Origin of the sequence: Colwellia asteriadis (assembly GCF_039523295.1) — a bacterium.
In the GTDB taxonomy this organism is placed as follows: Bacteria; Pseudomonadota; Gammaproteobacteria; order Enterobacterales; family Alteromonadaceae; genus Colwellia; species Colwellia asteriadis.
In genome coordinates, this window is record NZ_BAAAFA010000008.1 from 65,699 (window position 1) to 79,102 (window position 13,404).

At 37.4% G+C, this 13,404-nt stretch carries 15 protein-coding genes and 6 tRNA genes; 6 read left to right on the top strand and 15 right to left on the bottom strand.

Translation table 11 applies throughout. From position 1 onward, the window contains the following. Positions 1-7: 7 nt before the first annotated feature. On the bottom strand, positions 8-358 hold the full coding sequence (locus ABD005_RS12110) for a VOC family protein (RefSeq protein WP_215979451.1): 351 nt from the start codon (positions 356-358) through the stop codon (positions 8-10). 356 nt (positions 359-714) lie between these two features. After that, positions 715-1,884 carry an NlpB/DapX family lipoprotein gene (gene bamC, locus ABD005_RS12115; protein WP_343817715.1) on the bottom strand — a complete coding sequence of 390 codons (1,170 nt, stop codon included), beginning with the start codon at positions 1,882-1,884 and terminating at the stop codon, positions 715-717. A 268-nt stretch (positions 1,885-2,152) separates the two neighbouring features. Between bamC and ABD005_RS12120 the strand changes: the two genes are divergently transcribed. Then, positions 2,153-2,680, top strand: a complete 528-nt coding sequence (locus ABD005_RS12120; RefSeq protein ID WP_343817717.1) for a glycine cleavage system transcriptional repressor — start codon at positions 2,153-2,155, stop codon at positions 2,678-2,680. 49 nt (positions 2,681-2,729) lie between these two features. Next, positions 2,730-3,191, top strand: coding sequence for a thioredoxin-dependent thiol peroxidase (gene bcp, locus ABD005_RS12125; protein ID WP_343817719.1), 462 nt, complete (start codon positions 2,730-2,732; stop codon positions 3,189-3,191). 90 nt (positions 3,192-3,281) lie between these two features. Here the strand turns inward: bcp and ABD005_RS12130 are convergent, their stop codons facing one another. The 3 genes from ABD005_RS12130 to ABD005_RS12140 form a co-directional block, all read right to left on the bottom strand. Continuing rightward, positions 3,282-3,740, bottom strand: a complete 459-nt coding sequence (locus tag ABD005_RS12130) for a methylglyoxal synthase (RefSeq protein ID WP_343817913.1) — start codon at positions 3,738-3,740, stop codon at positions 3,282-3,284. Positions 3,741-3,862: 122 nt separating this feature from the next. After that, positions 3,863-4,939 carry an AI-2E family transporter gene (locus ABD005_RS12135; RefSeq protein ID WP_343817721.1) on the bottom strand — a complete coding sequence of 359 codons (1,077 nt, stop codon included), beginning with the start codon at positions 4,937-4,939 and terminating at the stop codon, positions 3,863-3,865. 10 nt (positions 4,940-4,949) lie between these two features. After that, positions 4,950-5,180, bottom strand: a complete 231-nt coding sequence (locus ABD005_RS12140) for a sulfurtransferase TusA family protein (protein ID WP_343817722.1) — start codon at positions 5,178-5,180, stop codon at positions 4,950-4,952. A 141-nt stretch (positions 5,181-5,321) separates the two neighbouring features. Here ABD005_RS12140 and ABD005_RS12145 point away from each other — a divergent pair, with 141 nt between their 5' ends. The 4 genes from ABD005_RS12145 to ABD005_RS12160 are packed head-to-tail and all read left to right on the top strand — an operon-like array spanning position 5,322 to position 8,270. Continuing rightward, positions 5,322-5,930 carry a hypothetical protein gene (locus ABD005_RS12145; protein ID WP_343817724.1) on the top strand — a complete coding sequence of 203 codons (609 nt, stop codon included), beginning with the start codon at positions 5,322-5,324 and terminating at the stop codon, positions 5,928-5,930. A 60-nt stretch (positions 5,931-5,990) separates the two neighbouring features. Then, entirely contained in the window at positions 5,991-7,460 is a 1,470-nt protein-coding gene (gene bepA, locus ABD005_RS12150) for a beta-barrel assembly-enhancing protease (RefSeq protein ID WP_252738829.1), read from the top strand. Positions 7,461-7,493: 33 nt separating this feature from the next. After that, positions 7,494-7,847 carry an arsenate reductase (glutaredoxin) gene (arsC, locus tag ABD005_RS12155; protein WP_343817726.1) on the top strand — a complete coding sequence of 118 codons (354 nt, stop codon included), beginning with the start codon at positions 7,494-7,496 and terminating at the stop codon, positions 7,845-7,847. Positions 7,848-7,865: 18 nt separating this feature from the next. Next, the gene (locus ABD005_RS12160) at positions 7,866-8,270 is read left to right on the top strand and encodes a DUF2069 domain-containing protein (RefSeq protein ID WP_343817727.1); all 405 of its coding nucleotides are present in this window, start codon (positions 7,866-7,868) and stop codon (positions 8,268-8,270) included. 502 nt (positions 8,271-8,772) lie between these two features. Here ABD005_RS12160 and ABD005_RS12165 read toward each other — a convergent pair. The 10 genes from ABD005_RS12165 to ABD005_RS12210 all read right to left on the bottom strand — a co-directional run bounded on the left by ABD005_RS12165 (position 8,773) and on the right by ABD005_RS12210 (position 13,246). Then, positions 8,773-8,849: transfer RNA gene (locus ABD005_RS12165), tRNA-Asp, on the bottom strand. Positions 8,850-8,933: 84 nt separating this feature from the next. Then, a tRNA-Asp gene (locus ABD005_RS12170) sits at positions 8,934-9,010 on the bottom strand. 89 nt (positions 9,011-9,099) lie between these two features. After that, positions 9,100-9,176, bottom strand: a tRNA-Asp gene (locus ABD005_RS12175). 77 nt (positions 9,177-9,253) lie between these two features. After that, positions 9,254-9,330, bottom strand: a tRNA-Asp gene (locus ABD005_RS12180). 77 nt (positions 9,331-9,407) lie between these two features. Then, positions 9,408-9,484: transfer RNA gene (locus ABD005_RS12185), tRNA-Asp, on the bottom strand. Positions 9,485-9,547: 63 nt separating this feature from the next. Beyond that, positions 9,548-9,624 (bottom strand) — tRNA-Asp (locus ABD005_RS12190). A gap of 207 nt (positions 9,625-9,831) precedes the next feature. Beyond that, complete coding sequence (locus ABD005_RS12195) at positions 9,832-11,226, bottom strand: TIGR03503 family protein (RefSeq protein ID WP_343817728.1); 1,395 nt, start codon at positions 11,224-11,226, stop codon at positions 9,832-9,834. Then, positions 11,217-11,987, bottom strand: coding sequence for a DNA polymerase III subunit epsilon (gene dnaQ, locus ABD005_RS12200; protein WP_215980472.1), 771 nt, complete (start codon positions 11,985-11,987; stop codon positions 11,217-11,219). The genes ABD005_RS12195 and dnaQ overlap by 10 nt, the downstream gene beginning before the upstream one ends. A 43-nt stretch (positions 11,988-12,030) precedes the next feature. Further along, positions 12,031-12,519 (bottom strand): DUF2919 family protein, encoded by a 489-nt coding sequence (locus tag ABD005_RS12205; RefSeq protein WP_343817730.1) that lies wholly within the window; start codon positions 12,517-12,519, stop codon positions 12,031-12,033. Next, the gene (locus ABD005_RS12210) at positions 12,512-13,246 is read right to left on the bottom strand and encodes a DUF599 domain-containing protein (RefSeq protein WP_215980474.1); all 735 of its coding nucleotides are present in this window, start codon (positions 13,244-13,246) and stop codon (positions 12,512-12,514) included. Before ABD005_RS12210 ends, ABD005_RS12205 begins: the two co-directional genes overlap by 8 nt. Positions 13,247-13,404: the final 158 nt, after the last annotated feature.

The following is a 13,404-nucleotide window of genomic DNA, read 5'->3' on the forward strand; positions in this document are numbered from 1 at the left end:
AGGTTATTTAACTTGTTTTAGACCAAACCGCTAATTCATTACCGCTAGGTTCAATAAAGTGAAAACGTTGCCCACCAGGAAAACTAAAAATCTCTTGGCTAATAACCCCGCCAGCCGCAATAACATTCGCTTGGCTACGCTCTAAATCATCTGATAACAAAACGATAAGCGCTCCGCCAGTCGCTATACTCGAGCAAAGTTCAGATTTAAAAAAACCACCATCAAAGCCTTGATTATTAAAAGCGGTATAATCAGGCCCATAATCTTCAAATGTCCAACCAAATGCTTGCGTAAAAAACGCTTTGGTAGCAGAAATGTTGGTTGCAGGAAACTCAATATAATTAATGTGATCTGACATAAAATTACCTATTTAACCTGAACTCGGTTTAAGAGATATTTAACAAATTGAAATATAATAAAAAATTACTTTTATAAACCTCTAGCTTGATAGTTTTTCTTAATTCAAGGCAAATTTCGCGTCAATAGCTGGCCTATTGCAAGTAAATTTAACGAAGAAGTTAGGAAAAGTAGCTGCTAGAGAAACATTTGTTAAGCCGAGCTCAGGTTATTTAGTGTTTGAATGCTAACGTTTCAGCTACCAAGAGCCGCGTTAATAAAAGTAGCACAAATAAAAACGCCGTAGCTACAAAATAACTACGGCGCTTAACCTATTCAATATAACGTAACACTTAAGTGTTGCGCCACTATTTAGTACTAGAATACGTTTCTAAAAGATAACCCAGCTTCAATAACAGGGAAGATCTTATCAAGTACTTCTTTACTTAATGGCTCTCCATCAGCTTTATAGATAGTGACTGACGTTTTTTCATTCTTCTCGTCAAGTGGTGCCAGTACAAATTGGTAATGAGCATCACTCACGTCAATAACAGGTACGTCGTCACCCCAAAGCGAATCCCAAATACTGGTATCTGGTTTAACAAAATCAACATAATAAATACGTTTAGTTTCGTTTAAATCGCTAATAGTAAAGCCATGTTTCTCAAAGAAAATTGGCATATTATCCCAAAGATTATCAATGCCCATTTCAACAACAAAAGCATCTTCGGATACAGGATTTTGACCTAAGGTAACTAATTTTTGATTAGCACGTAATAAGCGGTTTTCACGTTGCTGTACTCGATAATTGTAATCAACCAATGAAATAATTGAGTTAAGCATCGACTTTTCAGCGCGCTGTTTATCAATAGGGTCCATAGTTTTAGAGCCACCACGTTTATCGGTTTGTAAATAATCGACCAACGAAACACGTAATGACACGCTGCGCCCATGTGGTTTAGCTAATAGCTGATAACGAAAACGTAAGCTGGTTGACTGTTCTATATCGGTAAATATCCAGCCATTGTCGACTTCATTATGGTACCAATCAGACTCAATAATTGAAGTTCGCACACCATCACGATCGATTGAAGTTTCTTTTAAGCTTGTTGCTCCTTCAATCACTTTACTTAGCGTAAGCTCGGTATCTTCGGTAATAACGCTATAACTGATGTTATCGTCAGCTAATTTATCTTTAACAACCTTATCAATAAAGTTAAGTAAATCTTGCTCTTCTAATACTTTATCAAACCAAATAATAGCAATACCCGACTCTTCAACAACCCGTGAAGAAGCGGCTATAGGCATAACAAGTGATGGCGCCCTAATGTCCATATTTTGACCAACAGGTCCTTGATGATTGACTTCGTTGGTAACAGCATAGTCATTAGGTTGTTTTGGCTTTGTTAGCCCCTGAGGAATAATAAGCGGTGCTGCTTCTTCCTGCTCAGCATAGTCAAAACCACCCTCTGCTTGTTTATTATTCACTGAGCTACACGCCGTTAGTGATAATGATAAAAGTGAAAAATATAATACTCGACGACTCATTAAAGCTCCTGTGGCTTACCTCTATAATGGTTAAACCCATTTTAAGCACACGTAAAAATACTAAGATTATTATTGCGCCTCATGGTACTTGGCTGTTTTTGCAAACACAAGATATATGACCAATAAACTTACTAAAGTTTCAACTTATTTTCACCTAAACGAAAATAAGTAAAAGGAAATAAATGCTTGGTTTCAATTTTAGCGCCAAACTCGCATTTATTATCGGCTTCGGTATAATAGCTTTTTTTCGATAACTTGGATTTAGTGAATGTCACAATATTTAGTGCTAACAGCGATGGGATCAGACCGTACAGGTTGTGTTAGTGAGTTAACTAAATTAGCAAGTGAATGCGAATGTAATATCTTAGATAGCCGTATGGCTATTTTCGGCTCTGAGTTTACCTTTATCATGTTACTTAATGGTGACGCTAGAGCTATTAATAAAATTGAAGTACGCTTCCCTTCTGTTGCTCACTCTTTAGAGCTTATAACGATGATGAAGCGTACCTCTGGTCACCGAGTATTTGACTTAGTGAAACATTATCAAGCCGAGTATGCTGGTATTGATCAACCGGGTATTTTGAAAGCAATGACCGCTTTTTTTGCTACTCGAAAAATTGACATATCGTCATTAAAGTCAGAAATTGACCCTGTTACTAATGAAATGAGCGCCAATATTTTATTTGCACTAACAGAAAAAATTAGTTTCGATGAATTAGAGCATGACTTTTTAGAACTGTGCCAACAAATCGATGTACAAGGCTGTATTAAAAAAGCAAACGCAAATTTACTTTAATTACTGAGTTTACTCCACTCAATTAACACTAGAAATTAGGAATTAAAATATGCTTGAAGTAGGTAAACCCGCACCAAATTTCACGTTAAGTGATCAAAATAACACACTGGTAGCACTCGACTCCTTTAAAGGGAAAAAAGTATTAGTTTACTTTTACCCTCGTGCTTCTACCCCAGGTTGTACTGTTCAAGCTTGTGCATTAAGAGATAGCAAAGCTGAGCTTGAAGCATTAAATGTTGTGGTATTAGGCATAAGCCCTGACACACCAAAAAAGCTAACTAACTTTACCAATAAACAAGCGCTTAATTTCACTTTATTAGCCGATGAAGACCACGCTACATGTGAAGCTTACAATGTATGGCAATTAAAAAAATTCATGGGCCGTGAAAATATGGGTGTGGTTAGAACCTCATTCCTCATTGATGAGCAAGGTAACTTAGAGCACATCTTCAATAAGTTTAAAACCAAAGATCACCATGAAGTCGTGCTTGCTTATTTAAACGAAAAATAGACTTACAACGAATAAATTGTGACCAAAAAGGGTTAACGTATTAATGCGTTAACCCTTTTTATTTGGCTACTCTTTTGAGGTAACTTGACGTTAACCAAGACGTTGTTCAAGGTAACTTTTATAGTCTGGAATTTCTATTTCACTTTCTTGTTTCATTAAAACAGAATCCATTAAAAAATTTGCCGTTGACTTATTGGTGGCAACAGGAATATTCCACACAGCTGCTAACCTTAATAAGGCTTTAACATCAGGGTCATGTGGTACAGCATCAAGCGGATCCCAAAAGAAAATCATCACGTCAATTTCACCCTCAGCAATCAAAGCACCAAGTTGCTGATCGCCACCTAACGGACCTGAAAATAAACACTTTACTGGTAAACCTGTATGCTTACTTAACATATGCCCTGTGGTGCCTGTTGCAAATAAATGGTGAAATTTTAAATCATCTATTCTCTGTGTAGACCACTCGATAAGATCTGACTTTTTATTATCATGAGCAACCAATGCCATACGCTTATGTTTAGGCATGATTCTGGTTGTTGAGCCAATATTCATTATTGTTCTCCAAGGTGATATATTTACTACTTGACTGTTACTACTTTACTATCAGTACGTTATAATAACTTAATTCGCTGCAAGCTATAAATAATTGATGGAAAAGTACTTAAGGTCTATTCCGTAATATTTGCGATTACCGCTTCTTGATTTGAAGACCATGCATTCAATACCGCTTTAACTAACGCAGCTAGCGGTATGGCAAAAAATATTCCCCAAAAACCCCACAAGCCTCCAAAAAATATCACCGCGACAATGATAATTACCGGGTGTAAGTTAACAGCTTCAGAAAATAATAGAGGAACAATAACATTACCATCTATAGCTTGTATAACACCGTAAGCAAGCATTACATAACCAAATTCGCTGCTAACACCAAATTGAAATAATGCCACTAAAAATACAGGAATAGTTACTACCGTCGCCCCAACATAAGGAACTAAAACAGAGAGACCAACCAATACCCCTAATAGCACTGCATAATCTAAGTTCAGCAACATAAAGGCAATAGTTGTTGCAGCGCCAACAATGATAATCTCAATCACTTTACCGCGAATATAATTTAAAATTTGTTGATTCATTTCATGAGCAACTTGTATTGCCATGCGTCGCTCTTTGGGTAAGAAAGACGTAATACTGGTTAAGAGTGCTTTTTTATCTTTTAAAAAAAAGAACACCATTAATGGCACTAAAATAAGGTAGACCATTAAAGCAACAATATCAGAAATAGAACTAAGTGATGCTTTAAGCGCAACTTGCCCCCATTCTAGAAACTTATCGTTCGCGAAGGCAATTAACCCTTGGATTTGAGCTTCATGCACTAACTCAGGATATTTTTCAGGTAAGGTTAATAAGTACCCTTGCCCTTGAGTGATCATTTGCGGTGCTTCTTGCAATAAATTACTACTTTGCTGCCAAATCACCGGCATAAGCCCCAATAAGCCAATTAAAGTAATACTGACAAAAGTAGCAACAACGATAACCGTTGCACTGGTACGAGAGAAAGATATGTGCATCAGCTTGTTCACTGGTAAATCTAAGAGAAAAGCTATCGCGATTGCAACAAATACCGGCATCAACAAATCACTAAATAAGGCAATAAATAATGCAAGGCAAACTAAAATAACGACTAGCGTTACGGCATGTGGATCGGAAAACTTGCGCGTGTACCATTCAGTAAACAATTTGATCATAACCTGACCTTTACTCCTTTAACTTATTATTTATTGTTATTTCAACAACATCATCTTTATTTTTATGTTGTGTATAGCTGTAACCTAACTTACTTAATAACTTAGGGATATCTTGAATGGAGCCACTATCTTTTAATTGCAACTGACAATAATCCCCTTCCCGCATTTTTTTCAGTAGTAATCGTGTTTGCACTAACGGTATTGGGCATCGCTCACGGGTTCCGTCATATGAATAAATCATGAAAATTCTCTAAACAGCCCTTTTGTTTAATTCGTTAATTTGCGACAATCCATATTGCAAAATTAGCATAATAATTACCTCTAGGCATCATAGCCTACCTGTGTAAACAAGTCTTATAAAATTGTTAAGGTTATTAAGTAAATGAGTTCAACAGTTCAACTATCAACATTAAAAGAAATAAATGCCTATAAAAAAAAGATTAACTGGGGTGATGTACCTGCTATTTACCATATGGTTTCGACATCGCTAGGCGACCTTGAAGGTATTTTAACCCACGGCTTTGATAGTGCCTATAAACGTATGCTAAATACCGAGTCATGGAATATGGCGGCTTTTGCACCGATGAAAGACTTACAAGGCAATGTAACTTATCAGAAAAAACCTCAGATTAGCTTACGTCATGAATATAATGATATGGGTTATGAACTGCACTGCTACCCTGTTATTAATGGCGAAATAATTAGACACAGCGTTGAAAACAACCTTGATTGCCCTTTTATTCGTTGGTCACCAGAAAGCATGCAAATGCTCTTTAGAGTCAACAGTTTAGTTGCATTTAGCATTTTTTGTTATCAAAATGGTGACGAAGCAGATATTGCCTTATTAAAGCAGGCCCACCAACGCGTCGAACAATTAGTTACAACTTTATCGAAATATTTCCAAATAACGTCGGTCAAAGGATATAACATTGCTGAGTTTTACCAAGAAATTGCGAGAAAAAATGGTAATATTCTTTTAGCCGAAGATTAAAACTTGCCCCCTACTTAAAAAGCTCACTTATTTGAGGGCTATCAACGACAGGATTGACGATTGCTGAATATAAAACCGTTATTAAGTACACTCACCTTATCCTTAAGTATTGCTTGTGTAACCTCATTTTCCAGCACCATTAAGGCGAGTGAATATAGCAAAAATAAATTACCTGATATAGGAATATCAGGCTATAGCGTACTATCACTCGATAAAGAGCGACAAATTGGTTTGGCAATGATGCGTCAAATTCGTGCATCACAGCCATTAATTCAAGATCCGGTGTTAATTGAGTACATAAACCAGTTGGGTAATAAATTAGTTAAGAATGCTGAAAATGTTAGTTACCCTTTTGAATTTTTTTTAGTTAATAATAATGAACTGAATGCATTCGCGTTTTTTGGTGGTCATGTAGGTATACACAGCGGTTTGATTACCGCAGCCGACACTGAAAGTGAATTGGCGTCGGTACTTGCTCATGAGATATCTCACGTAACACAACGCCACTTAGCCAGACGACTAGAGTCACAAAATCAAAGTCAAGGTGTTACTGCCGCCGCAATGATATCAAGTATTGTTATTAGCTTAATAAACCCAGCATTAGGTATGGCGGCATTAAGTACCACGATGGCGGCATCCCAACAGGCTAGCATCAACTATACTCGAGGTAATGAAAAAGAAGCAGACCGTGTCGGTATTGCTCTATTAGCAAGTAGTAATTTTAACCCTCAAGGCGCAGCAAGCTTTTTCCAAAAAATGTCGGAAAAATATCGCTATGCCAGTAAACCTCCGGCAATGTTGCTCACTCACCCTTTACCAGAGAGTCGTATTACTGACGCAAGGCAGCGCGCTCATAATTACCCAGCAAGACCTCTAGCACCTAGTTTAGCTTTTGAACTGGCTAAAGCACGCATTACCGCACGCTACGAGAGCGACCCTAAAACAAATATTGGTTACTACCAACGTTTATTAAATAAAAAGCACTACGCTCTTCAAGAAGGGGCTCAGTATGGCCTAGCCTTGTCATATTTTGAAAATAACGAGTTAGATAAAGCACAAGATTTACTTGAGGCTTTACGCGCTAAAGATAAAAATAATTTATTTTACATAGATGCACTAACCGACGTGTATATTGCTAATAGTAAAGTTTCAGATGCTTTAGCAATGTTAAGTTACTTAAACTTGTTAATGCCAAACAACCAAGTAGTTACTTTAAATTATGCTAATGCGTTATTAAAAGCTAAAGAGTATCAAGAGGCTGCACATTTACTACAAGACTTCTTAATTGTTAGTCCTGGTAACTTTATCGCTTATGATTTACTGACCACATTATATCGAGAACAAGGTAATATGGGGCTAATGCATGTTAACAAAGCCGAGTTACTTGCTCTTTTAGGCGGCTACTCTAAGGCAGTAGATGAGTTACAAACCAGTTACAGCTTCTTTGAAGACAAACCGCTACAACAAAAGCGCATCAAAGCACGTATATTACAACTTCAAGAACAAGAAAATCGTTTAAAGCGTTTATAATTAAGCGCCCATATTAGCCATTTAGGAAAGATTATGTTTACTATTTATCACAATACCCGCTGCTCTAAAAGTCGTCAAACTTTAGCGTTACTCGAAGAGAGTGCATCAAAAAGCAACCAAGAAGTCACTATTGTAGAGTACTTAAAAACCCCGCTCACCCGTGAAACTATTAGCACGTTATTAACGCAACTTAATTGCAACGCTATTGACATGATGCGTATTAAAGAAGCTGAATTTTCCGAGCAAAATTTAAAAGGTGCCGATGAAGATACACTTATTACCGCAATGGTTAATACACCTAAATTAATTGAACGCCCTATTGTTAGTAATGGTAGCCATGCCATTATCGGACGCCCTCCTGAAAATGTATTAACATTTTTCAACTAAGAGTTACCTAACGACATTATGACAACACAACGAATATCAACTAGCAATTTAAAGAAAATTGCATTAACGGGCTACTTCTCTTTACTCATTTATATGCCTTTGTGGTTACTAGTATTAAGCCCGAGTAAGAGTTTAAATACAGTAACTACCTTAGTTATGTTTACCTTGCCGCTATTATTTCCGCTTAAAGGTATGCTCCAAGGTAACCCTTTTACCTATGCATGGTCTAACTTTATTGTATTGATTTATTTCTTACATAGCTTGACTACCCTTTGGGTTGTGCCTGAAGATACGCTTTGGGCGAGTTTAGAATTACTTTTTGCGACTACCATGTTTTTAGGTGCGACTTATTATGCCAAATATCGTGGTCAAGAATTAGGGTTGAGTATTCGTAAGAAAAAAGATACCGACTCTACATCATAAAATAACACTTCTATAAGCTATAACGAGCTTATTATCGTTATAGCTTATTCTCATCAATTTCAACTTTATCGACAATTATAGCCTAAACACTATAGACGCTTTATTGCCTTTGCACTTTCTCTACTACTTTAAATATTTACCAAATCCCCACGCTCAACAGACCCCTACCTTCAATAATTTTACTTAGGTATACATACTAGACGTAACCGCAAAAATCCGCGTTATAAAAGCCTACCTACTTCTACAGCTCTTAAATACGACACATAAGTAGCGTTCAACAAACCAGGGTAATTAACTGATGAAGGTAGTTAACTGATGAATAAAGTCAAATAGACTAAGACGATAGGATACTTTTGATGATTTTTAATAAAGAGTCTTATAGAAATTCAATTAAAACACTGTGGTAAGGTATTCACGTAGTTTTATTTTTAAGGTATTTATACTAAGGGATTTTCTATGCTGAAGGATTTTCGAAATAACAAGGAGGTTTATGAAACAAAGTTGGCGGAGTGGACGGGACTCGAACCCGCGACCCCCGGCGTGACAGGCCGGTATTCTAACCAACTGAACTACCACTCCGCGATCTTATGCTTCGAATAGTTAACGAAATTCCTCTCGTATCAATTATGTTGATAAATCATAACACTAAACACTAAACAAAGTTGGCGGAGTGGACGGGACTCGAACCCGCGACCCCCGGCGTGACAGGCCGGTATTCTAACCAACTGAACTACCACTCCGCGATTTTTGCTTTGAATAGTTAACGAAATTCCTCTCGTATCAATTATGTTGATAAATCATAGCACTAAACACTAGCACTAAACAAAGTTGGCGGAGTGGACGGGACTCGAACCCGCGACCCCCGGCGTGACAGGCCGGTATTCTAACCAACTGAACTACCACTCCGCGATTTTTTGCTTTGAATAATTAACGAAATTCCTTTCGTATCAATTATGTTGATAAATCATAACACTAAACAAAATTGGCGGAGTGGACGGGACTCGAACCCGCGACCCCCGGCGTGACAGGCCGGTATTCTAACCAACTGAACTACCACTCCGCGATCTTTTGCTTTGAATAGTTAACGAAATTCCTTTCGTATCATTTATGTTGATAAATCATAACACTAAACAAAATTGGCGGAGTGGACGGGACTCGAACCCGCGACCCCCGGCGTGACAGGCCGGTATTCTAACCAACTGAACTACCACTCCGCGATCTTTTGCTTTGAATAGTTAACGAAATTCCTTTCGCATCAATCATGATGAAGAGTAAATTGGCGGAGTGGACGGGACTCGAACCCGCGACCCCCGGCGTGACAGGCCGGTATTCTAACCAACTGAACTACCACTCCGCGACATTTACTTTGTTTCCAACGACATGTCGTTGGATGCGGCGAGATAATACGGATATGATGCCATGCCGTCAACCACTTTTTTAAAATTTTTATCTGTATGTTGGTTTGATAAGCAATATGCTAAAAAATCCAGCGAATTTTAACTTTACTGTACAATTTGGCGATATCAGTACCAAAATATTAATATCGCTACTATCGCTTTATTTAGCTTTTGGCTTTCTTCTTACGCATAAATAGAAATGCAGCTAACGCTAAAACAATAATTAAGGTGTTTCCTGCAACAATAATAATTAACGTTTGTGCTTTTTTCTCTTTTTGTGCTTGTTGTTGTGCCGCTAATGCAGCAATTCGTTCTTGTTCAAGTGCTTCTGCTAAAGCTTGAGCCTTTTCTTCTTCAGAAGTACTGCCCTCATTATCGAGTCCCAGTACATTAGGCACTAAATCAGTCGCTTCTACATTAAAGGTAACTTCAGGCACCACTAAACGAAACTCTCTTCCCGTGCGTGTTTGACCAAAAGCACTAACATTTATACGATATATACCTGGCTCTGTATAAGTAATATCTTCAGTTCGCTTACTCCCCTTGCCTTCTAGAATAGAAAAAGGTTCTATCTGACGATCAGGAAAGGTAATTTTACCTTGAAACACTAAGCTATTTTCATCAACAAGCGTTGGATCAATTACCAAATTCATTATATGAGATTCATCTGGTGTATTAGATACATCAACCTCGATTGTTATCGGGGTTTTATGCAGAAGAATATTTTCTTGCCTTAACTCACGTGTTGCCATAGGCAATTTTACTAAATAGACAGGCTGCCATTCACCCGGAGAGAACTTCATCACAAACTCCCCTGTAAATACGTTGTCGTTGACATACTCATCTAAACCGCGTCCATCATCTCTAAATGAGGTAATTTTTATCGCATCCGCACCAAAATTTTCATACGCCGAATTATTAGTGCTATAAAAATTCACATCTAATTTCACCACTTCTTTAAAATGTGGGCTAGCAATAGCTTGTTCGCCATTAAAGAGCCGACCTGTTACTTTTAAAGTTTCTCCTGAAAAAATGATATCGGGTAGCGGTTCAACGGCAATCTTTACATCTGAAACCACCAGTATTTGACTTTCAGGTAAAATATCACCAATAGCTTGCCACGGACCAACCATAGGTTTTTTTATTTTTATCATGTCGAAGGTGCGGTCGTCGTACCACTGCACTTTTTCTACATCAAAGCCATTCACTCTAATTTTACTACCGTCTGGACGAACTAAAATAACCGGTCTACTGCCACTTTTTCGATAAAATATCATGGTTATTTCATCGAGTTCGCTATCTATACGAAAGCGGTTATCAAAATAAGGAATTTGGTTAGTGATATTGTCACTTTTATAGTATTCGACCGTTCCCTTATTTAAGGGGCTAGTGCTTTTTGTATCAGTATTAGTAAACCGCGCATTATTATCGGCATATAAAGCACCAGAATAAATGACCAGCATTAATAAACATGTAACTAGAATAGAATGAGGAACATGCCATAGAAAGTTGCCATGTTGAGGTTTTTTAATTGGACACGCAATTAAGTTTATTTCCAAACGGGTTCTCCTCCTTTACTTTCAATTACCGCTAAGCGATCGCTATGAGCTATCAGTTCATCGGCAGAAGCTAAGACAATCTTTAATTTATTACGTTGCTCTGGTAACCGCCTAATCACATTATCATCTGAGCTTTCAGTATCCCCGGCTGATAAGTTCAAGGTTGATTGTTTACGTGTCATTTCAATGTAAACAAAGGCAAGCAACTGCGCATCAATCAATGCACCATGATAAGTACGGTCAATAAGCTTATCGACTTTATAAAATCGTGCTAGGTAATCTAAGGTTTTCGGTGAGCCAAACTCATCTTTCGAGACTTTTAAGGTATCGGTTATCGTACAAATATCTTGGGTCATTGGTACTTGATTATTGCCATTGCTCATTGCATTAAATAAAGCAAATTCATGATCCATAAAACCAACATCAAACTTTGCATTATGAATAACCAGCTCGGCACCGCGAATAAAATCAATAAACTCATGAACTACTTGGGAAAATATTGGTTTATCATTTAAAAATTCATTGGTTAAACCATGAACGTTAATAACCTCTTGTTCCATTTCAAATACTTGGCCACGTTGATCAAGTGGTTTGATATAAACATGATAACTACGTCCGGTTAATTGTCGGTTGATCATTTCAACACAACCTATTTCAACAATACGGTGACCTTCTCTTGGGTTAATACCCGTTGTTTCAGTATCAAGTATTATCAGACGTTGATCTTTCTTATGCGGATCCGCAGGGTTATGAGTGCTCATCAAGGAAACCTTTAAACTTAGTAATAATGACGTAAAGAATAGATTATTTTTCAGGTAATTTTTGCGGAAACTCCACTAAATTAATTTTCATGCGTTCACTGGCAAAGCATAATGCAATTAATGCTATAACAATAATAGCTTGTCCTATAAGCCAGGCTATTGGCAGTAGTTGTAAATATAACACAGCGACGACATTCACGAATAGATCGAATAACAAAGCAACCAATAGAAAAACTCGACAGTAAGGCCAACACTTTTGCACCCAAGGTGCGGCATCGGGGCGACGTAAACTGATAATAAGTACCACAAATAAACCTAATGCCCCCGATACTAAACTCAATATAAACAAATCGGTTTGCGGGTATATCCATTCCATCAGCCCTACTCGATCACGCATATTGGTTACCGAGATAAGCCAAATAATATAGCCACGTAACACAAAAAGTAGTACTAAATAGAATAGCTTTGATAATTTTAAGCAATCAAAGTGATCAAAATCTTCAATAGAATAATGCTTATAGGCGTTAGTCACGAGTCGCCTTATTTTGTTTAGCTAAACGCACTTCATTAAGTAATTGTTGTCCCGTAGTAATAGCACGAACAGCTTTTGAATTAAACTCTCGCGTATACAAGGTATAAACCACCCATAAACTCATTAACACTAATAAAACAGGATGAAAAAACCAACACATGGCGGCTAGAGCAAAATAATAAGAGCGCAAACCATAATTATAAGAGTGTGCTGCTTGGTCTTGCACAATGGCCATTTGTTTAGCATAACCTAATAAATTCTCATTTTTGCCTGAGGTATCAATTGGCGCAGCACCAACCATCACATTCAAAAAGCCATATTGACGCATTGACCAAGTAAACTGAAAGAAAGATAAAACAAAAATAAAGGATAATAACCCCAGCTTTAATTGAATGGCTAAATGACTGACTTGATCAGCATAAGGTAATGAATTTATAACATGTTCTAACGTATCTACTTTAGCGAACAAGGTAAATATACCAGCAAGTATTAATAAAGTACTTGAGGCAAAAAACGCAATATTACGCTCTAAATTAGCTAATAATGCCGCTTCGCTGACGCGGGTTTCACGCGTAAGTAACTCATGCATCCAGTGAATTCGGTGTTGATGTAGGGAGCGGGCTATACAGTCAGTTGTTTTCGCTTTTTTACGAGCAAACCATGTATAGCCAAACCATGAAAGTATAAAAACAACCAATGATAAAATATCAAGAAATGAAAATGGCACACAAACCCCTTACTGCTATAAATTAAGCGACAGATTATACGATAAATATGACGTTTTACTAAGCTTGTTTGTTAGTTAACCTGAGCTTAGAATAATAAATTCATCTCAAGCTACTATTTTACTCACTCACCTTAGTTTACGTTCATAACTTGCCACGT

Bases quoted from the DNA above. Each gene is read 5' to 3' on its own strand.
- ABD005_RS12145 (WP_343817724.1), top strand. From the start codon at position 5,322: ATGAGTTCAACAGTTCAACTATCAACATTAAAAGAAATAAATGCCTAT.
- ABD005_RS12135 (WP_343817721.1), bottom strand. From the start codon at position 4,939: ATGATCAAATTGTTTACTGAATGGTACACGCGCAAGTTTTCCGATCCA.
- arsC (WP_343817726.1), top strand. From the start codon at position 7,494: ATGTTTACTATTTATCACAATACCCGCTGCTCTAAAAGTCGTCAAACT.
- bamC (WP_343817715.1), bottom strand. From the start codon at position 1,884: ATGAGTCGTCGAGTATTATATTTTTCACTTTTATCATTATCACTAACG.
- dnaQ (WP_215980472.1), bottom strand. From the start codon at position 11,987: ATGAGCACTCATAACCCTGCGGATCCGCATAAGAAAGATCAACGTCTG.
- bcp (WP_343817719.1), top strand. From the start codon at position 2,730: ATGCTTGAAGTAGGTAAACCCGCACCAAATTTCACGTTAAGTGATCAA.
- ABD005_RS12140 (WP_343817722.1), bottom strand. From the start codon at position 5,180: ATGATTTATTCATATGACGGAACCCGTGAGCGATGCCCAATACCGTTA.
- ABD005_RS12120 (WP_343817717.1), top strand. From the start codon at position 2,153: ATGTCACAATATTTAGTGCTAACAGCGATGGGATCAGACCGTACAGGT.
- ABD005_RS12110 (WP_215979451.1), bottom strand. From the start codon at position 358: ATGTCAGATCACATTAATTATATTGAGTTTCCTGCAACCAACATTTCT.
- ABD005_RS12160 (WP_343817727.1), top strand. From the start codon at position 7,866: ATGACAACACAACGAATATCAACTAGCAATTTAAAGAAAATTGCATTA.